The organism is Lactiplantibacillus argentoratensis, from assembly GCF_037290055.1.
In the GTDB taxonomy this organism is placed as follows: domain Bacteria; phylum Bacillota; class Bacilli; order Lactobacillales; family Lactobacillaceae; genus Lactiplantibacillus; species Lactiplantibacillus plantarum.
Genome location: NZ_CP147647.1, coordinates 272,201 through 291,024 on the forward strand (window position 1 = coordinate 272,201; position 18,824 = coordinate 291,024).

Here is an 18,824-nt window from a genome sequence, read left to right on the forward strand (position 1 = left end):
AGCAGGTAATTGCTAATAATCGGGCATTTTGGGGTTTTCTTGACGCGAATCAAGTCCATCCATGCACATGACTGGTATCTTATTATAGAAGAAAGTAATTAAGAAGTTAGATTGCTTTTGCAATTAAAGGGTTCATGTTACTTTTAATATGCAAGATAATTTCCAAGGCATATTGATAATAATTAATTTAATGGGAATAGCTAGATTAATTAAACTAACAATCGAATAGTGGGGTTAAATTCAGTGTTCAGCCAAATTTTTGACTGGTTTTCCCCGGTACCACCAGTCGTTGATAAAACTGGCCAGTTCTTCCGGTGATTCATGTAGTCCTGTTTTTAACCAATAACGGACAACACCAACGATACCATTGAGATAATACTCAAACATGTACTCTTTTTCGCGATTGCCAATACCAGTGATCTCAGCTTGGTTATGTGCTAAGATCTCACGCTTAGTTGTTGCGATAAAGCTCATCAGAAAATCCTGGTCGGTTGTTAAGATGAAGGAAGTAACGGCGTGGCGTTTTTTAACCACCTCAAAAATTCCCGTCAGAATGGCTTGTAAAGAGTCGGGATTAAGATGTTTATCAATAACAGCTAGCAGTTCTTCCGTGGCATCTTGTTCCATCTTCTGCATGCAATCTTTGACGTCTTCATAATGGGCGTAAAAGGTGCCCCGGTTGATATCTGCGGCCTTGCAGACAGCAGTGACCGTAATCTCATCTAGCGACTGATGTTGAAGTAAGTTGATTAGACTATCTTGAATTAGGCGTTCGGTCATTTGCGAACGACGGTTGTTTTTAGTACCTACCACTGAAGTTCACCTCATTATTTGAACAATATACTATTGTTTGTTTATTTAATGACGATTTTATGAAAATTGTTGGTTGAAATTACACCGGTTTTCATTTAACATGTTGTTATTATTTAAACACATTGTTGATTAAATGTCACGATGTCGTTTTAAGAATCTGAATTAGGGAAGGGATATAACGTGAAAGGGAGCCGTAGACGTTTTACAATCCAAGCGATTGTTTGGCTAGTTGTGATGGTAGCGGCCATCATCTTCCTGCCAAATATCAGCAGTCTGGTACGTGATAAGGGCCAGACCAAGTTGCCAAGTAGTGCTAAAAGTCAAGTCGCACAAGTCATTCAGAATCATTGGGGGCGTAATCAAAATAATACGCGCCAAGTGGTGGTGGTCTTCAATAATGGTGATTCACCGTTAACGAGTGACCAGAAGCAAGCAATCGATGGGACGATTCAACGCTTCAAAGTGCAAAAATCAAAATATCACGTGAAATCAATGACGGCTGCCAGTGATAATGCTGCTGCCAAAAAGCAATTGATTTCAAAAGACAAATCCACCCAATTACTACAATTAATGGTTGGTAAGAACCAGACCGTCGCGAACATGACCAAGAATATTACGGCCGGTGCCAAAACGGCTGGGGTTAAGACGTACGTGACGGGGAGTGACATCTTAAATGATGACTTCACTCAGGAAACGGAAGCGGGGATTCAGAAGACTGAAATTATTACCGTTATTTTCATTTTCATCGTGTTAACGTTAGTCTTCCGCTCGCCGATTACGCCGTTAGTGTCACTGTTGTCAGTTGGGGTGTCGTTCATTATCTCGCTGAGCGTTGTGATGAACCTCGTTAATAAATTTAACTTTCCATTGTCGAACTTTACCCAAGTCTTTATGGTCGTGGTCTTGTTCGGGATTGGGACCGACTACAATATTCTACTGTTCGATCAATTCAAAGAAGAACTCAGTCATGGCGATAGTCCGGTCGCCGCGACTGGGCGCGCGTTAAAGATTGCCGGACGAACGATCCTATACAGTGGATCGTCACTATTGATTGGGTTTAGTGCCCTCGGGTTAGCGAACTTCTCGATTTACAAGTCAGCGGTTGGGGTTGCCATTGCGGTCGCCATCCTATTGCTCGTCTTGTTAACGTTGAATCCATTCTTCATGGCATTATTAGGACCACGGTTATTCTGGCCAACGAAGAAGTTTGCTGGCGGTAGTACGAGCAAGATGTGGCACGGCATTGCAGCGTCATCAGTTCGTTACCCAATCATTGCCTTAGTCGTTGTTTTAGGTGTCTCATTACCGTTTATCCTAACGTACAACAATGAATTAAACTACGATACGTTAGCCGAATTAAATGACACGATTCCTGCGAAGAAAGGCTTCCAAGTTGTTCAGGATCACTTCTCCAAGGGGACGGCTGAACCGTCAACGTTATATATCAAGACGGATCATGCTTTAAATAATGAAAAAGACTTAAAGGTTATCGACAGCTTAACGAAACAATTACAAAAAGTTAAGGGTGTTAAAACCGTGGCGTCTGTCACCCAACCCGGTGGCTCACAAATCGATCAATTATACGTTGGCAACCAATTAGGCACCGTCACTAGTGGGATGAAGTCTGCTAGCAAAGGGCTAACTAAGATTGGTAGTGGGTTAGATAGCGCCAATAGTAAATTGAAGAGTGCCAATATGTCGGATAGTGCGAAGTCGGCCAAGAAGTTGGCGGATGGGGCGGATGAAGTTTCATCAGGGCTCAATACTTTAAATGGTAAGACTGGAACCCTTTCAAGTGGAGCTAGTCAGTTGGCAAGTGGTTCGAGCTCGTTAGCGAGTGGATTAGTTACTTATACTAATGGTGTCTACACGGTCAATAAAGGTTTGAACCAGTTGAACAGTAAGACTGGAACGTTGGCTAGTGGCGTTAATCAGTTGTCTACAGGTGCCAATAGTCTGTTTAGTGGGACGAATACTTTGAGTTCTGGGTTAGATACCCTGAATGGGTATAAAACAAAGATCTCTAGTGGAACTGGAACTTTAACTTCTGGAGTTTCACAACTGCAAACTGGTGCATCTGCGTTAACAGCCGGTCTTCAAAAAATGCAGACCAGTGTTAACTCTAGTGTCTCAGATGCGACAAGTACTGCTAATACACAAAAATTAAATGACTTACAAAAAGGTTTAGAGCAATTAAATGAGGCAATGAAACCGTTGCTGTCTACTAGCTCGACTTCGCTACCAGATATTAGTGGAATGACAACAACTGCTTCGACTCTGGCGGACAACAGTAAGGCTGTTCAAACCGATGCAGCTAATTTAAAAGAGGCGCTAACTGCTTTGGAAAAAGTGGCCTCAAGTTCTGAAGATGTTAGTTTAAGTAACGATGATATTCAGACGGTGGTAAATGCTGTTAATAAGAACGGTGGAACTGCATTAACTACTCAACAGACTGCTGCATTAACTGCTGCGTTAACTGCCGTCGGAAAACAAATTACTCAAAAGGTTAATAGCGCAAGTTCCTCAATGTCATCAAGTATTACCTCAACTCAGACAAGTGCACAGCAGCTGCAAGATGATTTAGTAGCAATGAGTAAGACAGGTGACACCTTAACCAAGGAGTTGAGTACACTCTCGACATTGAGTAGTGAATTGAAGCAACTATCTAACTTGCAACAATTAGCTAAAAAATCAACGGAGGCCAATAATGGTTCTTTGGAAGTTATTTCAAAGCTGCAATCTGCGATTAGTGGGATGCAACAGATTCAATCTGGTTTAAACGGTACCAATGGATTGGTAGATGGATCTCAACAAATTACTACTGGCTTGAACCAACTTCAAAGTGGGGCAAGTTCCCTAGCATCACAACTAAATACGTATACCAATGGCGTCTCAACAGCTGCGACTGGTGCAACTAAAGTCAATAGCGGTGCATCACAAGTGTCAACTGGTTTGACAAGCTTACAAGGGCAAATTCCAACGCTAACGAGTGCCATCAGTGCGCTTGATTCTGGGACTAACCAATTAGCTGCCAACTCTTCAACGTTAAATAGTGGTGCTTCACAATTAGCCAGTGGGACTGCAAGTTTGAACTCGCAAGTACCAACCTTGGTAAGTGGTGTAAGTAAGCTTAACAGTGGTGCCTCGCAAGTGGCCTCTGGTAATGAACAAATGTACACCAGTATCCAAAGCTTAGTAGGTCAGATGCAGACGCTCCAAGATGGTTTGAAGACTGCCAGCGACGGGACTAAGACGATCAACAAAGGTGTTGGCTCAGCTAACAGCTACTTGACTGGCTTAAAGGATTCCGCGGCTGCGAAGACGTATTACGTGCCAAAGAGCACTTTGAAGGGTAAGACTTACAAGTCTGCTTTGAAGGCTTACATGTCTGGTAACAACCACGCAACGAAGTTAACAATCGTCTTGAATGAAAATCCAAGTTCGAAGTCAGCGATGGATAAAGTAACGGCAATTCAAAAGCAAGCAACGAACAGCTTGAAGGGAACTGCGTTAGATGGTGCCACCATTGCGATTGGTGGTCAAACGTCTGAAACGAACGATACCCAAGCAATTGCTTCTAGTGACTTCGTTCGGACCGCTGCAATTATGTTAGTCGGAATCTTGATTGCCTTGATGGTTATCACGCGTTCTGTCTTACAACCGTTCTACATCTTAGGGACTTTGTTATTGGCTTACATTATGTCCTTGAGTATTACACGGATCTTGAGCAACTGGTTCTTGGGTCAAAGCATGTTAACTTGGAACACACCGTTCTTCGGGTTCATCATGTTGATTGCCCTTGGGGTCGACTACAGTATCTTCTTGATGATGAAGTATCGTGAATTTGATAATTCGGCTGCAACACCAAGTACTCGAATTGTCAGAGCTTCCGCCGTCATTGGGGCCGTGGTCTTATCCGCTGCCTTGATCTTGAGTGGGACGTTCGCCGCCTTGATGCCATCCGGTGTCTTGACGTTGATCCAAGTGGCGATGGTTGTGATTATCGGGTTGATTATCCTGGTATTCGCCATCCCAACGATTATTCCAAGTTTGATTCGGTTAACTTATCCGTTGACCGATCGTATGGAAGACGAAACCACTGCTGAAAAGCAGACGAAACGAAATCGTCAATAAAATAAGTCGGTTATGCGATAATAAGTGTAACCAACTGGCGCCGTCTAACGATTCAAGTTGGACGGCGCTTTTTTTAGAGCGACAGTTAAATTTTAAAACCAGTGTTCGTTTTAATCTGGGCGTATGAGATAGCCGGGGTGGAAAGCGGCAGTAAGGAGATGTTTTTAATGCAACGATGTGCATGGGCGGATTCATCACCAGCAATGCAAGCGTATCATGACAACGAGTGGGGGCGGCCGCAACATAATCAGCAGCGACTTTTTGAACTATTGTGCTTGGAGACTTATCAAGCAGGATTGAGCTGGCAGACCGTCCTGAATAAGCGGGCGGCTTTTAATGAAGACTTTGCGGATTACGATGTTGACCAGGTGGCCGCTATGACGACCGCCGATGTTGAGCGACTACTAACCGACGCCCGAATTATTCGGCATCGCCAGAAATTAATGGCAACGATCAACAATGCTCGTGTGATCCGAGATTGGCCGGCCGGGGAAGACTTCGCCACTTGGTTATGGGCGTTTGTTGATAACCAGCCTATACGCCAGGCGTGGACGTCAATCGATGAGGTTCCGGCAACAAACGACTTGGCGCAACAAGTGTCTAAAGAGATGAAACGCCGCGGCTTTAAGTTTGTCGGGCCGACAACCATTTATTCTTATCTTCAAGCGACTGGTCTCATTAATGATCACGTGGTCGACTGCCCATTTGCTCCAGAAAATTTACCGGCCTAACGCGCTTAATTCCTGGCGCGGTGAGTAAGTGAGCCGTCAATTTAAAACCAGCGCGATGACAACTGTCAGGCGCTGGTTTTTATTAAAATCAATATGTTTTGGTATAAGTGCGATTGCTTAAATTTTATGTATAAATAAATACTTATTATAACTATAAAAATAATTGACATGATGTCGCTTAATTTGCTAAGATACGGCGTAAGAATAGCTGCGGAAGGCAAGTGATGGGAGCGACGTTAGGTGAAAGAAGTAAGGTTTTGGGGACTCTTGTTAGGACTGTTTGTCTGTTTAGGGGCAGTGATACCGTTAGTTAGTAAGGCTGACGTACTTGATACGGCACCCGCTGGACTGAATCTGGAAGGCTTATTTGAACCGGGAAAGTTTGACCGTAATTCGGCCACAATGCAGACTGTTTCAAAGAATGGCCATTCGCAGCATGTTATCGAATTAACAAATGACGATAATCAAGTTGGGGCAATGTGGTCGACCCCTGTTAATCGCTTTAACATGCGGGTCGATAACCAAGTCTCAATGTGGGTGAACTTTGGGGACAAAGCCGTGGGTGAAGGATTGGCCGTTGTTTTACAGAATGATCCCCGCAAAATGAGTGCGATTAGTCGGTATGGAAAGAAAAGCATTATTGGTGAGAACTTGGGTGTTTATGGGACGGATACCTATACACGGCGAACGGCGCCGGCCACGATTGCTAAGACGGCGATTCAAAAAAGTTGGGCGTTGGAACTGGATACCAAAGTGAATGACGGTGGTTTTTGGGGATTATATCCCCGGGGGAATTCTTTCGATGAAAAGCCTAAAAAAATGCATATGGCCACGAGTTACCATGCAAGTCCGGATACTTATACGCAACGGGGTGGTTTAACGTCCTCTTATCGTTTTGAACAGAACCATGGGAGTATCGCTGATAAATTACCACTCGCGGACGGTAACTGGCACCATCTTGTATTGAAGTGGGTCGCCAGTAAACAAATTATGAGCTATACCCTGGATCAGGGACCAACACGAATGACCACAATTGATACGACAGTTTTTGGAAAGGATATCCGAAATGTTACTTGGGGATTAACTAGTACGGCGACAACCGCTAATGCCAGAACACTAGTCGTCTTTGACCGGTTGCCACAACCGATTGAAATCGAGTCAGATTTAAACGTAACCAATCTGACTCAAGAGCGAACTGTCCATGAAGGAGACTGGGTTCATGGTGGGGATGAGTTGGAATATGAGTACGTTCTGAGCTATCTCAATGGTGACAATGAATGGCAACAGGTTAAGGCCAGCCTACCATTACCCGAACAAGTTCACTTTAGTCACGCGAAGATCCGCTATGCGGATGGTACCGAGGAAGAGATCAATTTACCAGCGGACGATAACGAATCGTCGGCGGCCCGCTTACAACACGATTTGCAGCGGACACTATCAATGAAAAATCCACACGCTTATATTACGCTGATTGGTGAGGCTGCCAAGGTCGATCGGGATACTTTTGTTGATGATGACATGAGTTACTTTGAGGGTCACGAGATGAAGACCGCAACGGCCACACCGCACTTCACCATTACGACCAATAAGACCGTTAACCTGACGATTGAACCGTTGACACAAGTGAAGAAAGGCGAGCCCGTCATCATTAAGGGCCAAATTAAGCTAAATGATGGGTTAGACTTTGACAATGATGGCATGCGTATCGAGTACCGGGTCAATGGTGAAGCGGGAGAAGACTATCAGTTGAGCATGGACGATCCGGTTGGTTATGTCGAATTTGAAGTGGATGCCGAAGAACTACAAATCGGTGAAAATCAGATTACGTTACGGGCTCATAGCAAAGATAACGCCTACTCAGAACCAGTGACAGTAACGGTCACGGTCATTGGTGGGGAGTTACAGCTGAAAAAAGTCAGTACTGAAAGTGTGTTTGCACCAATCAAGCTGACGGGAACGGCTCAAGTCAGTCGGCCCGAGGGACTTGAAGTAGTTGTCAATGATGATACGGGCTCGAAAGCCGCTTGGCGCTTAGAGGCGACCGCGACCCCTCTCGTGACTAATCAGGGCCGCACACTAGCGGGAAACTTGTATTATCAGGATGGTGCCAAGCTGACAATGTTGGGAAAGGATGCCGTGGAAATCGCGCGCCAAAAGACGGCCCCAGGGATCGACTATGACGTGACCGCCCACTGGTCATCGCAACAAGGTTTGGTGCTCAAAACAACGCCCGCCGCTGTTCCTGGAAGTTATCAGGGTACGATCACGTGGCACTTAAGTACCGTGCCGGAAGAGTAAGTTTACGATTGTGTGAGTAACGAGTTCAATCAATAAGTTCAATAGTCGCGATAAGAATTAATTACTAATTCTTGTCGCGACTATTTGGCGTTCAGCGAAAGTGTTGATTAACGCATGTAAAAACACCCCCCAGATACGGTGCAATGCTAGTAGTAGCAAGCACAACCAGCTTTTCAGGGGCTTGGCTAGCAAATTAAAAAATATTCAGCTTCAGGCCCATAAATAAACTCAGCAAGTTCACAAATTAGTCAGATTTCCCGTGTAGGTTAAAAGCAGTGCAAAGCAATTGTCATACCAATATTTTATCTGAAGGAGGGTTTAAGCGTGAATTTTTTTAAACGCGCATGGCTCAATCTAACGGCAAAAAAAGGCCGTTCAATTCTATTAGTGCTTGTCACGTCAGCAATCATGCTGTTTGTATTGGCCGGGTTATTGATTAGGAATGCTGCCGATACGGCAACTAGTAATGCCAAGAAAAGTGTCGGGGCGACCGTCACTTTATCTGCTAACCGGGAGGCGGCTTTTAAGAAGATGCGCAGCGCCACGTCGACGAGTAAAAGTAGTCGGCCTAAGTTAACGACATCACCCGTTAAACTGAGTGATGCGAAGAAAATCGCCAAGCTTAGCAACGTTTCAAGTTACAATGCGACCGTCTCAACTTCCGCTAATGCGAAGGGCTTTGATACGATTTCACCTGGGCGGCAGACTTAACATGTAGTCTAGAATAACTAGCTACGGGAGGGAGAAACCTATACCAGTTGGACCCAGATCCAATGAACAACTAGAGGATAGCACGTAACGTCCAAACTATAAAATGGTCTAAAATTGTTTGTTTATATTAAATATACGAGGAGGGGCGGCAATGTTAAAAGTAAATGATCTTGGTTACTGGTATGACCGCCAAGAAAATAGTCTATTTGAGAATGTAAACCTTGAATTTAAGTCGGGGACTTCGTATGCCATTGTTGGTCAAAGTGGTTCCGGTAAGACGACCTTCCTCTCACTGCTGGCGGGTCTAGATAAACCGCGGGCTGGGCAAATTGAACTCAATGGTGAACCAATCAATAAGATTGGTCTGACGAACTATCGGAAGTCCAAAGTAGCAATCGTTTTTCAATCATATAATTTGTTGACGTATATGTCACCATTGAATAATCTGATGACTGCCATGGCAATTACGAACTCGGAACACCGTGGTGACAAGGATTATGCGATGAAGATGTTACGACGGTTAGGTATTACAGATGATCAGATGAAGAAGAATGTTCAACGCTTATCTGGTGGTCAGCAGCAACGGGTGGCGATTGCACGGACCATGGTGTGCGATGCTAAACTAGTGGTTGCGGATGAACCAACCGGTAATTTGGATGAAGAAAATACGAAATATGTGATTGACCAATTTCAAAAAATTGCGCATGAACAAAAGAAGTGCGTCATTATTGTCACGCATGAACCGGATGTGGCGGACGTTTGTGACCACTCCTACCGATTAGAAAAGCACAAATTTGTGGCGGAAACCTAGGGTGCTCTTACGATTGAATCAGACGTGAGTTGACGCGTACAATCGTACTCTTATCAAGATAAGTCACTAAAAATGAGTTCTCAGAATGATTTGATTCTGGGGACTCATTTTTTAATGACTGTGAATTGCTAACGAGACAACAATCGGTTTTGAGGGCGAACTTGCCAGCGAACGATAAAGGCGATGATGATAAACAAGACGAGATAGAGCACCGAGATGCCAATCGCGTAAGCAACCGGAATACTCAACTTGGCCGCGGTGTGGGTATGCGTGGCCAAACTAACGACGACGGATACGTCCGATAAGGCGTGCAAGAAAATCGGCCAGACTAAGTTATTGGTTCGTAGATAAAGGCCGCAAAAAATCAGGCCACCCGCTGCAGCATAAAAGACTTGTGGGATGACGTAGCTGAGGGTCAGCTGGCTGCTGTTAATGAGTAGGTGGGTAAGACCAAATAGTAAACTGTCGATACAAATGGCTAGCATGAGTCGGTGAGGGAAGCATTGTCGTAGTAGTGGCAGGAGCATGCCCCGATAGATATATTCCTCAGTGATCCCGATAACTAGGGCGTAGCCAATATAGAGAATTAACGTTGGGGTCCAAGCAAGATGACATAGCTTGATGAAGTTGCTCGTCATTGGTAGTAATAAAATAATAATTCCCGGGATGAGCTGCAAGCATTGTCGTACGAGTGATTGCGATTGCCACCACTGAATCGATATTTTAAACCAAAAATGATTTAATAGCAGGAAAATAAGTAATACAAGCAAGTCTTGGACCAGCCCACTGTATAAAGTTGGTACTGGTAGCCAGGCAATTAATTTAAAAAGAATTGGTACTAAAATGAAAATACTAATAGCGGCTCCCCAGCCGCGTTTGGTTGATGACATCGAAATCCCCTCCAGAAGTTAATGCTAACTTTAGTATAGGTCACATTGAAGGTGTTGGTTATATTAATTACGAATCGATTAGTTGCTGGTGGTCATTATGACAGCCACTGGTGATTTTGGCGTAGAATCGGCAGTATTAATAGGATAATGACCGCGATTTCGATGATTTGAAAACTAGTCGTCGTTATACCGGGCAAATTGATTGGAGGTGCCATCATGCTAAAGAAGTCATTGACGGTGTGAATCAACAATGGCCATAGTAGCGATGTTGTCTGTGCCGTGATTAAACATAATAGTAGCCCCAGTACGAACGTAAAGCCCAATTGCAATAGGGTTAAACTAAGTGTTTGGTGACCAAGATTGATTAGATGGGTCAAACTGAAGAGGATACTAGTGAAGACTGCAGCTCTACCTACACCCAATGTTGACTGGCTGGCCTGAAACAACATTCCGCGAAAAAAGGTCTCTTCGAACAGGCTGATCAATATGGCAACGAATAACAGGGTCAGGGTGTTTGTCAGTTGTTGGGCGGTTGCTAACGTATATAATCCAATTAGTGCGGCTACGATTAAGGTTGGAATGATGGGCCGGATTTGCCGACGCCAAGTTGCCGATACCCCAAATTTTAAGGTTTGCCGTAGCCAGTCACGATTTAATATGAGTGCAATTGCTAAAAAGAACAGCTCTTCGACCCCAGTTGTTAATGAGGATGGGAGTTGGGTTAAGCGTGGTAGCTGAAAAATCAGGCCAATCAACAACATACTGCCTAACATGCCACCCCATAGTGTGATGACTAATTTGGTTTCGTGGCGCATCTCTTCAGATCCTTCCTCGTATTCTCGCTACTAAGCATACGCCTTTTAAATGAATCTGAGCATAAAAAAACAGCGTAACGACAATTAATGTCATTACGCTGTTCGTTAGTAATCAGTTATTTTATAAAGCCCAAGCAGCCATGCCTTGTGCGTTGTATAAGCTAACGGCAGCGTTAACTTGGTCTTCAACAGAGCCACTGCTGATGTGCATGTTTTGGAATAAACCATAGGCACCAGAAGTACTGTTCTTGACCGTAGTGTTCCAGTTTGATTCACGCGTGATGATCGTGTTCCAAGTTGAAGCTGAAACGCCAGTCCGTGATTGCATTTGGCTTAATACGTAGCTCTTTAAGTTACTACCAGTGTAGCTTGAAGTCGTTGAGGTTGTTGATGATGCAGCTGAGCTAGTAGCGCTTGATGAAGCTTGACTAGTGGTTGCAGCAGAACTTGAAGCTTGGCTAGCAGCTGATTGCGTTGAGCTTGCTGAAGAAGCAGCACTCGTTGCAACACTTGAAGTAGCTTGGCTAGCAGCTGAAGAAGTAGCAGCAGAACTAGTAGCTTGGCTAGCAACTGATTGTGAAGAAGCACTAGTAGCACTGGCACTCGTTGCAGTTGAAGCAGCTGAAGAAGTAGCTTGGCTAGTTGCTGATTGTGGTGCAGCACTTGTAGCAGCAGAAGTCGTGGTTGTTGTAGTAGTACCATTGACTTCAAGCTTATCACCAATGAAGATTAAGTTAACATTAGCTAACTTGTTTGCCTTTTCAATGGCTGAAACTGAAGTGTTGTGAGCTTGGGCAATTGCTGAAACAGTATCGCCGGCCTTAACAGTATAAGTATCAGCGTTGGCAACCGTTGTTGAGATAGCGAATAAAGCTAATGCAGCAGTTGATGATAATACAAGGTTTTTGATCTTCATAATAATTAATACACTCTCCTATAATTTGCGTGTGTTCGATTATTTACATATATTTTCTATTGGTCGAGCAGTTGATGTCTCAACCAATCAACAGTGACTAGTATAACTAGTGAGTGTTGCAGTGCAATAATCAGAACATTACGTTTTTGGGGGGTGCTTGTAATATAAGGCCGTTTTTGTAATGAATTGTAATATTTGAGCCGGATTTCATGTAAAATAGCGCTACCAATCCCGATTAACTAGCTAGAAAATCAATAGCGACAATGATTAAACGGGAAAACTAATGATGGAAATTAGCCGCTTTATCCGATAAAAGTGATCACTTTGGGTCGATTTATGAAAAGTCAACGAGGATTATCGATAATTTTAAGCACTTAACTAGTGAATTTTGACGGGTTAATTTGTCGGGAGGTCTGATTACAGTGACACTTAACTAGTCATTTTATTGCTTGGCGACGTGGTACTGACTAATTATTTTTCGGTAAAGCAGATAATTGATAGAAGTTGCGCATCGTGTCGTCAATTGTGGTCGGTTAACGAAGGCGTCGATTAATTAAGTATTACTATAGTAGCTTTATGCCAAAAGTAGCCCATGACGATCGCTACTAAAACGTTACTGGGTTAGTATTACGCCATAGCTGAATGGTATGTGGTTGTCGTTGTGGACTAGTCGTCAAACTGTCGGGGGTTCGGGACTGTACTTAGTCAGGAAATTAGTTGGATTTTCTCCGTTAAGGTTAGTGAATTGTTAAATAAAAACATGTGGTATTTTGGTTGGGAGAGTGGGTCGTCGATTGGGGGAGACAACTAGCAGGTCTGGATTGTGTCCGTATTAAAGCGGTTGCCAGAATAAGCATATCGCATATCTAAATAACGGGTTGTCAGCATGCTAAGTGCTAAGGCCTATTATAAAGTCACTTAGCAACTGAGTAACTTTATAATGGGTATTGGTGGGGGACACACGTGCTTCAGCACGGATTTAATAGTAGAAAAAAAGATTGCGAATCAGAAATGATCCACAATCTTTGCATTTGTTTATTAATTTAGAGTGGCTTCTTAGTACCAGCCATTAGCAAGCCAGTGACTCTTGGCGTTGCTCCATGAGCCATAACGTGAAGCAACATAACTGTTAGCAACACGTTCTTGGTTGGCAGCGGAGTAGTCACCGTTTAAGTATGAAGCACTTAATTGGTACTTACCGATGTATTGACCGTTACGAGCAGAATATGAACCACCAGATTCTTTACCAGCAATCCAAGCCTTAGCAGCACTATCAGAACCATTGTTGCTGTAGTTTGATGTTGAACTAGACGTTTGAGTCGTCGTCTGAGCAGCAGGTTTGCTAGTTTGTGTTTGACTTGATTGGGTCTGGCTAGCTTGGTTCGATTGAGCTTGCGTTTGACTAGTCTGAGTTGATGATTGTGTCGTAGTCGTTTGTTGCGTCGTCTGTGTTGAAGTCGTGGTAGTGCTATCACCATTTACTTCAAGTTGTTGACCAACTAAGATCAAGTTAACGTCTTTTAAGTGGTTAGCTTGTTGGATCGCATCAATCGTCGTGTTGTGGTCAGCAGCAATGGCAGAAACCGTGTCACCGGCCTTAACAGTTACCGTAGCAGCTTGAGCGGTAGCACCAATGGCAAAGAGACTAGCAGTAGCGGCAGCAGTTGATAATAAAGCATTCTTAATCTTCATTTGTAATGTACACTCCTATTTTTTAGTCCGAATTTGGCTTGGCCCCGCGAATCTTCCAAGCACTCAATGGTACCTAGTATAACTGGCGATTGTGACAGGAAAATAGCAGGAGTTTTACGAATTACCCTAATTCTTGTAATAAACGGCGTATTTTGTAATCTTTTGTAATATAACGCGCGGTGCAATTGTTTCTGAGCGTGTCAATCAAGGCTGTTTACAAATGAAGACGGTGTCTGTTGGTTAACATAATCAAACACGACTATATAAGTTCGGAGCTTGATATTGCTGGGATCGGCAACCGTTGATGTCGTGGCTAAGCTTGGTTAAGTCAATTTACGAGTCGTTTTGGTGGAAATGTAAGCGCTTATTCAAACATAAGCTAACTTACTTTTGGTAACTCGAAGTTAGTCGGCCTTTAATTGGACCAGCCAATTGTCGGTTTGCTTATTGTTAATGAGCGATTGGGGTGCCGCTTGTAGGTCTTCGTTAAGCTTCTGAACGGTACCACTAAAGGGTGTTGGCACCGGATGCGCCCCGTGCTCGTCCGTAATCGTGACGAGCGGATCACCTGCCACGAGGTGCTGGCCCTTAGTTGGTAAAGCAAGTTGATGAACGACACCCAGATTGTGCTGTCCTTGGTCACTTAACCCTAGTAGAAGCCGGTCATGTGATTTGGTCTTCAGCCAAACGTCGCCGTATAACATCGGAGCATGTTGCTCTTCGTAATCATGACGATAGAAATGGATCATTTGTTTCCAAGCAGATTCTTGTTTTGCCATCATTTCTCCTCAATTCAGTGCTAGTAGTCGGTGCATCAATTGAAAGTGGTGCATGATTGCTAATTTCTTAATTATTCCTAACCCTGGGAATTTATCACCCTCAGCGTAGGCCAATAGGGTGGCAAGCGCGGGGGTGCGATTGAGTCCCGTCAGGTGTGCGGGTGCCCAGTCGGTGAGCTTTGTTAATGCTTCAAAAAACTTTTGCTTTTGACCACGCATATTGGCATTGCTGTCCGAAACAAAATGATGGATGCGCAGGTCACCGTTAACCGTAACATAAATAAGATGTAATGCAATTGCGCGTGATGGCATACCGTGGTCAAAGTAGGGTCGGCCCATGAGTGAGTAATCGCCAAAACCATCAAAGCCAACCGGTGTTTGGTGCCAGTTAGCGGGGGCAAAATAGGCGTCAGTTATTTCTTGATAGTCCGCAACGTGCGCTGGGGTTGCCACGGGATCAGTCAATAAGACCGCGTGTTGTGGTAATAGTTGGTGCAAACGCGCTTCATCAGGGATTAGGACATGACCAGCATGCTGTAAAGTGGTCGTATGCTGATAGGCCTTAAGCAACGGATAGTTAGGCGCGATGAGCAAGCTTGTTTGACCAGGACTGGTTGTCAGAAAGTCGCGACTAAAATCAGCCGCAAGAATTGCGCCCGGCCGGTAAAATGGGTAGGGACGCAGATCCGGAAGTGGATGGAGCTTAACGGTATTAAGACCATAGACGCTCACTTGGGGATTCGCAATAATGCTAAATGGTTGTTGGGCTTCAATAAAAGTCGTGACTGTCTGTTGTAATTCTTTGGAGTCACGGACTGGTTCAATTACTGGGATGATGTGTGGGCCAAGTTGGTGTTGCTCGCACAATGTTTTTAAGGCTAACAAATCATACATCCGTCCACGTAGATAGGGGTAGTAAGTGCTCATAACTGGTCACGCAGATCTGGTGCCGTTAGCGCCTGATATTTTAGTTTGAGTGCCTGATATTCAGCATTGCGAGCATCTAATTCTGTTTGTAGCGCAGTCACCGCGTCATTCTGGGTGTCATCGATGAAGCGATCGTACAAGTTTTGTTCAGGATCATAAACGTCGTAGCCGGTGCGGGCTCGTTTGCGTAATTCTTTGAAGAGTTGGTCATCAGAGTAGAGCTGTAGTCCTTTCTTCACACGCTTGGCTTTATCGACCTCACGAAAGAGCGATGTGATAAAGTGACTGATAAGGGGCGTTTGCTCGACTTGTAAGTCTTGGCGTTGGGCTTTCTTAGCGACAGTTAGGAAACCAGGCGTTCGCAACGGTTGGGGTGCGAGCTCTAGGGCCCGCTGATCAAAAGCACGGTAGATCAATACACCAATATGGTCTGGAATTTCCGATTGAACTTCTAGGTAAAGCTGTTGCGGCAAGACAAAGTAATTGTAATGACCGATAAATGACAGTTTGGCCTTTGAATGAAAATCTGCTTTGGTGACTTTCAATTCGTAGCAACGCCATTCAATCTGGCCATCGGGGAGTTGTTGATAGCTTAATGTATCAACGATCCCTTTATCAGCGGGCATCGCAACTTCTTCAACCACGTAGGCGCCCTGTTCTAGACAGTACTGATAGAGGGTACTTTCAAGTTGTTTAGTTAATTTAGTCTTCATTAATGAGTCACCTCCATTTGGTGCCAAAAGTTGGCAATCGTTGCTTCGAGCTGCGGGACTGATTGGATCGTCTGATAGTACTGCCAATGTGCTGGAAATAAATCTGTGTAGCGCCGACTAGCGAAGCGTTGGTCTAACAAGAGAACGATTCCGGTGTCCTTGGCACTGCGGATCAGGCGGCCAGCAGCCTGTAAGACGTTGTTCATGCCTGGCAGTTGGTAAGCGTAGGCGAATCCTAAGCCGTTTTGATGGTCGTAGTAGTCACGAATCAAGTTCGTTTCAGGGTTGATCCCCGGCAGACCGACACTAACGATAGCGACTCCAATCAAACGGTCGCCACGTAAGTCAATGCCTTCGGAGAAGATACCACCCAGTACGCAGAAACCGAGTAAGGTTTGCGAGGGTGCTGACTGAAACTGGTTCAAAAAGGTCTGCCGGGCAGTTGCATCCATCGTCGAGGCTTGGGCGGTAGTTGCCACATCAGGGTAGGCGGCTTCAAAGGCAGTTTTGATCTGCAACAGATAGCCATACGACGGAAAGAACACGAGGTAGTTGCCACGTTTAGCCGTCAACATGGCGTGCAAGCTGGCAATAATCCGGGGCACGTTATGTTCGCGTTCGTGATACGTTGTCTGGACGTACTGGGTGGCGAGAATGGCCTGATGCTTTGGTGGAAATGGTGATGGAAGCTGGTAGGCCAAACTGTTGGCTTCACCGCCAAGCACCCGCTGGTAGTAAGCCATCGGGGTCAGCGTCGCAGAAAATAGGACAGCACCACTGCCGAGCTCTAATGACCGATTAAGAAAGTCACTGGGATCTAGGCAGAGTTCCTTGATCGTTAAGTGATGACCGTCAAGGACGAAGCGCGTCTGGTAGCTGCCATCATATAGGTCGCCAATTTTAACAAAGGTCAGACAGGCGAAGAAATAGTCACGGACGGCGTCGAGCAGTGGCCCCGGCTTTTGTTGCGCCAACCAGTCAGTCACAAATTCATTAAATGTTCTGAGGGTGCGTAATAATTTGTCCGGGGGATCAGGTAGCACCTGTTCCGTTACTTGGTCATCAATCAAGGTTTTACTGATGCGCGTAAAACTACGCCGGACTTTCTTGAGTTCGCGTTGTAAGTCGTCACTTGGCTGACTTTTATCGGGCTTGGCTAATTTTAGCAACGCACTGATTGGCTGGTCACTAACGGCTGCAGAGTACATATCACGGGAGCGACTAACAAGGTTGTGGACTTCATCGACAAGGAAAAAGTTGTCGTCATCACGTTCGCTAAAGAACCGTTGTAAATAGACTAATGGGTCAAAAAGATAGTTGTAGTCACAAATAATCACATCACAGAAGAGCGACGTGTCGAGTGAAAATTCAAACGGATCGACAGTATGCTTGCGAGCATACTGTTCAATCACGGAACGGGTAATCTGGTCTTCATGGGTCAACAGATCCTTGAGTGCTGGTTTAAGTCGGTCGTAGTACCCAATCATATAAGGATTATCTTCCGGAAGTACATCTTGTTCCTCGGGAAAACGAATCTGATCCTTGGCAGTTAGCGTAATGCTTTTCAGTTTGAGTCCGTCATGACTCATTAGCGTGACCGCTTCTTCAGCAACGTGGCGCGTACTTTGCTTAGCGGTCAGGTAAAAGAGGCGCTCAATCACGTCTTCGCCCATTGCTTTGATAGCCGGAAATAGCGTTGAGATCGTTTTCCCCGTCCCAGTTGGTGCTTCGACAAAGAGGCGTTTTTGCAACCGAATTGTCTTATAAACAGCGCCAGCCAATTCATGTTGGCCCGGTCGAAAAGCTGGAAACGGAAATGGCAAGTCTTCAATAGAAGCGTTTCGTTGTCGTCGTAAATCGGCTCGTAATGTCAACCAGTATTCATATTCTGTAATTAAGTCGTGGAAGAATGCGTCTAGTTCAGCCCGGTGAAGGATTTGCTGGGTCTTCGTGATTTTTTCATTGATGACTTGAAAGTAGGTCAGCTGCAACGTGACCTGCTCAAGATCGGGATGTTCTTGCAGTAACAGGTAACCGTAGACTTTGATCTGCCCCCAGTAAAGTGTCAACGTGTTGGTACTTAAGTCCTCGAAGACTTGATCGGATGTTTTGATTTCTTCAATCAACGCCCCATCATCATTTAACTGAATCCCGTCTGCCCGACCCGCGATAATGTAATCAGTATCGTTCATCGTCACAATTTTTTTCAGGTAAACTTCGCTATCATAGTCTTCACCACGACTACTCTGGAGCTGACGATGAATCTTAGCACCGTTCAACGCAGTGTTCTGGCTATTCTTTACTTCATTTAAATCGCCTTGTCGCAAGACGAATTCTACCAATTGTCGAATTCCAATCTTAGTTGCCATCGGAGCATCCCTTCTGAATTTAGTCGCTTCCTATTATAAAACATCTGTTCGTGTTTGTCTGCTGTTGATTGATGATGCCGGGCGGGGCTCTGTGATGTGGCCTTAAATGATGGCTAAGCTGTGGCAGACCAGTATTTAAGACGTGGGCTTCGGCGGCTTGAATCTGGGCTCGTCGTGTTCCAGCAATTGGCGAAAATGCCTGGGAGTCAATGTAGGACGAACTAG

13 protein-coding genes and 1 pseudogene are annotated in these 18,824 nt (G+C 44.7%); 5 read left to right on the forward strand and 9 right to left on the reverse strand.

Annotated elements, in window-relative coordinates; all coding sequences use genetic code 11:
* Positions 1-240: 240 nt before the first annotated feature.
* On the reverse strand, positions 241-813 hold the full coding sequence (locus tag V7R88_RS01235) for a TetR/AcrR family transcriptional regulator (RefSeq protein WP_003643718.1): 573 nt from the start codon (positions 811-813) through the stop codon (positions 241-243).
* Positions 814-993: 180 nt separating this feature from the next.
* Here V7R88_RS01235 and V7R88_RS01240 point away from each other — a divergent pair, with 180 nt between their 5' ends.
* From V7R88_RS01240 to V7R88_RS01260, 5 genes and pseudogenes are all read left to right on the forward strand, one after another.
* A complete protein-coding gene (locus V7R88_RS01240; protein WP_214334725.1) occupies positions 994-4,947 on the forward strand; it encodes an MMPL family transporter in 3,954 nt (1,317 codons plus the stop codon).
* Between the two features lie 167 nt (positions 4,948-5,114).
* Entirely contained in the window at positions 5,115-5,678 is a 564-nt protein-coding gene (locus tag V7R88_RS01245) for a DNA-3-methyladenine glycosylase I (RefSeq protein ID WP_128467921.1), read from the forward strand.
* 240 nt (positions 5,679-5,918) lie between these two features.
* A complete protein-coding gene (locus V7R88_RS01250; protein ID WP_338816316.1) occupies positions 5,919-7,976 on the forward strand; it encodes a lectin-like domain-containing protein in 2,058 nt (685 codons plus the stop codon).
* A gap of 324 nt (positions 7,977-8,300) precedes the next feature.
* Positions 8,301-8,669 (forward strand): annotated as a pseudogene (locus V7R88_RS01255) (ABC transporter permease); the annotation flags it as partial.
* Between the two features lie 169 nt (positions 8,670-8,838).
* Entirely contained in the window at positions 8,839-9,498 is a 660-nt protein-coding gene (locus V7R88_RS01260) for an ABC transporter ATP-binding protein (RefSeq protein WP_003641873.1), read from the forward strand.
* 128 nt (positions 9,499-9,626) lie between these two features.
* Here the strand turns inward: V7R88_RS01260 and V7R88_RS01265 are convergent, their stop codons facing one another.
* From V7R88_RS01265 to V7R88_RS01300, 8 genes are all read right to left on the reverse strand, one after another.
* Positions 9,627-10,388: a CPBP family intramembrane glutamic endopeptidase gene (locus tag V7R88_RS01265; RefSeq protein WP_072532977.1), complete on the reverse strand. Its 762-nt coding sequence runs from the start codon at positions 10,386-10,388 to the stop codon at positions 9,627-9,629.
* 95 nt (positions 10,389-10,483) lie between these two features.
* Positions 10,484-11,203, reverse strand: coding sequence for a CPBP family intramembrane glutamic endopeptidase (locus tag V7R88_RS01270; protein ID WP_011100956.1), 720 nt, complete (start codon positions 11,201-11,203; stop codon positions 10,484-10,486).
* Between the two features lie 121 nt (positions 11,204-11,324).
* Positions 11,325-12,119: a LysM peptidoglycan-binding domain-containing protein gene (locus tag V7R88_RS01275; protein WP_114648352.1), complete on the reverse strand. Its 795-nt coding sequence runs from the start codon at positions 12,117-12,119 to the stop codon at positions 11,325-11,327.
* A 1,056-nt stretch (positions 12,120-13,175) separates the two neighbouring features.
* Positions 13,176-13,811, reverse strand: coding sequence for a LysM peptidoglycan-binding domain-containing protein (locus V7R88_RS01280; protein ID WP_114648351.1), 636 nt, complete (start codon positions 13,809-13,811; stop codon positions 13,176-13,178).
* A 404-nt stretch (positions 13,812-14,215) separates the two neighbouring features.
* Positions 14,216-14,593, reverse strand: coding sequence for a glycine cleavage system protein H (locus V7R88_RS01285; protein ID WP_063723697.1), 378 nt, complete (start codon positions 14,591-14,593; stop codon positions 14,216-14,218).
* A 6-nt stretch (positions 14,594-14,599) separates the two neighbouring features.
* Entirely contained in the window at positions 14,600-15,517 is a 918-nt protein-coding gene (locus V7R88_RS01290) for a sce7725 family protein (RefSeq protein WP_011100959.1), read from the reverse strand.
* Positions 15,514-16,230 carry a hypothetical protein gene (locus V7R88_RS01295; protein WP_003641880.1) on the reverse strand — a complete coding sequence of 239 codons (717 nt, stop codon included), beginning with the start codon at positions 16,228-16,230 and terminating at the stop codon, positions 15,514-15,516. The genes V7R88_RS01290 and V7R88_RS01295 overlap by 4 nt, the downstream gene beginning before the upstream one ends.
* Entirely contained in the window at positions 16,230-18,599 is a 2,370-nt protein-coding gene (locus tag V7R88_RS01300; RefSeq protein ID WP_214334718.1) for an ATP-dependent DNA helicase, read from the reverse strand. Before V7R88_RS01300 ends, V7R88_RS01295 begins: the two co-directional genes overlap by 1 nt.
* Positions 18,600-18,824: the final 225 nt, after the last annotated feature.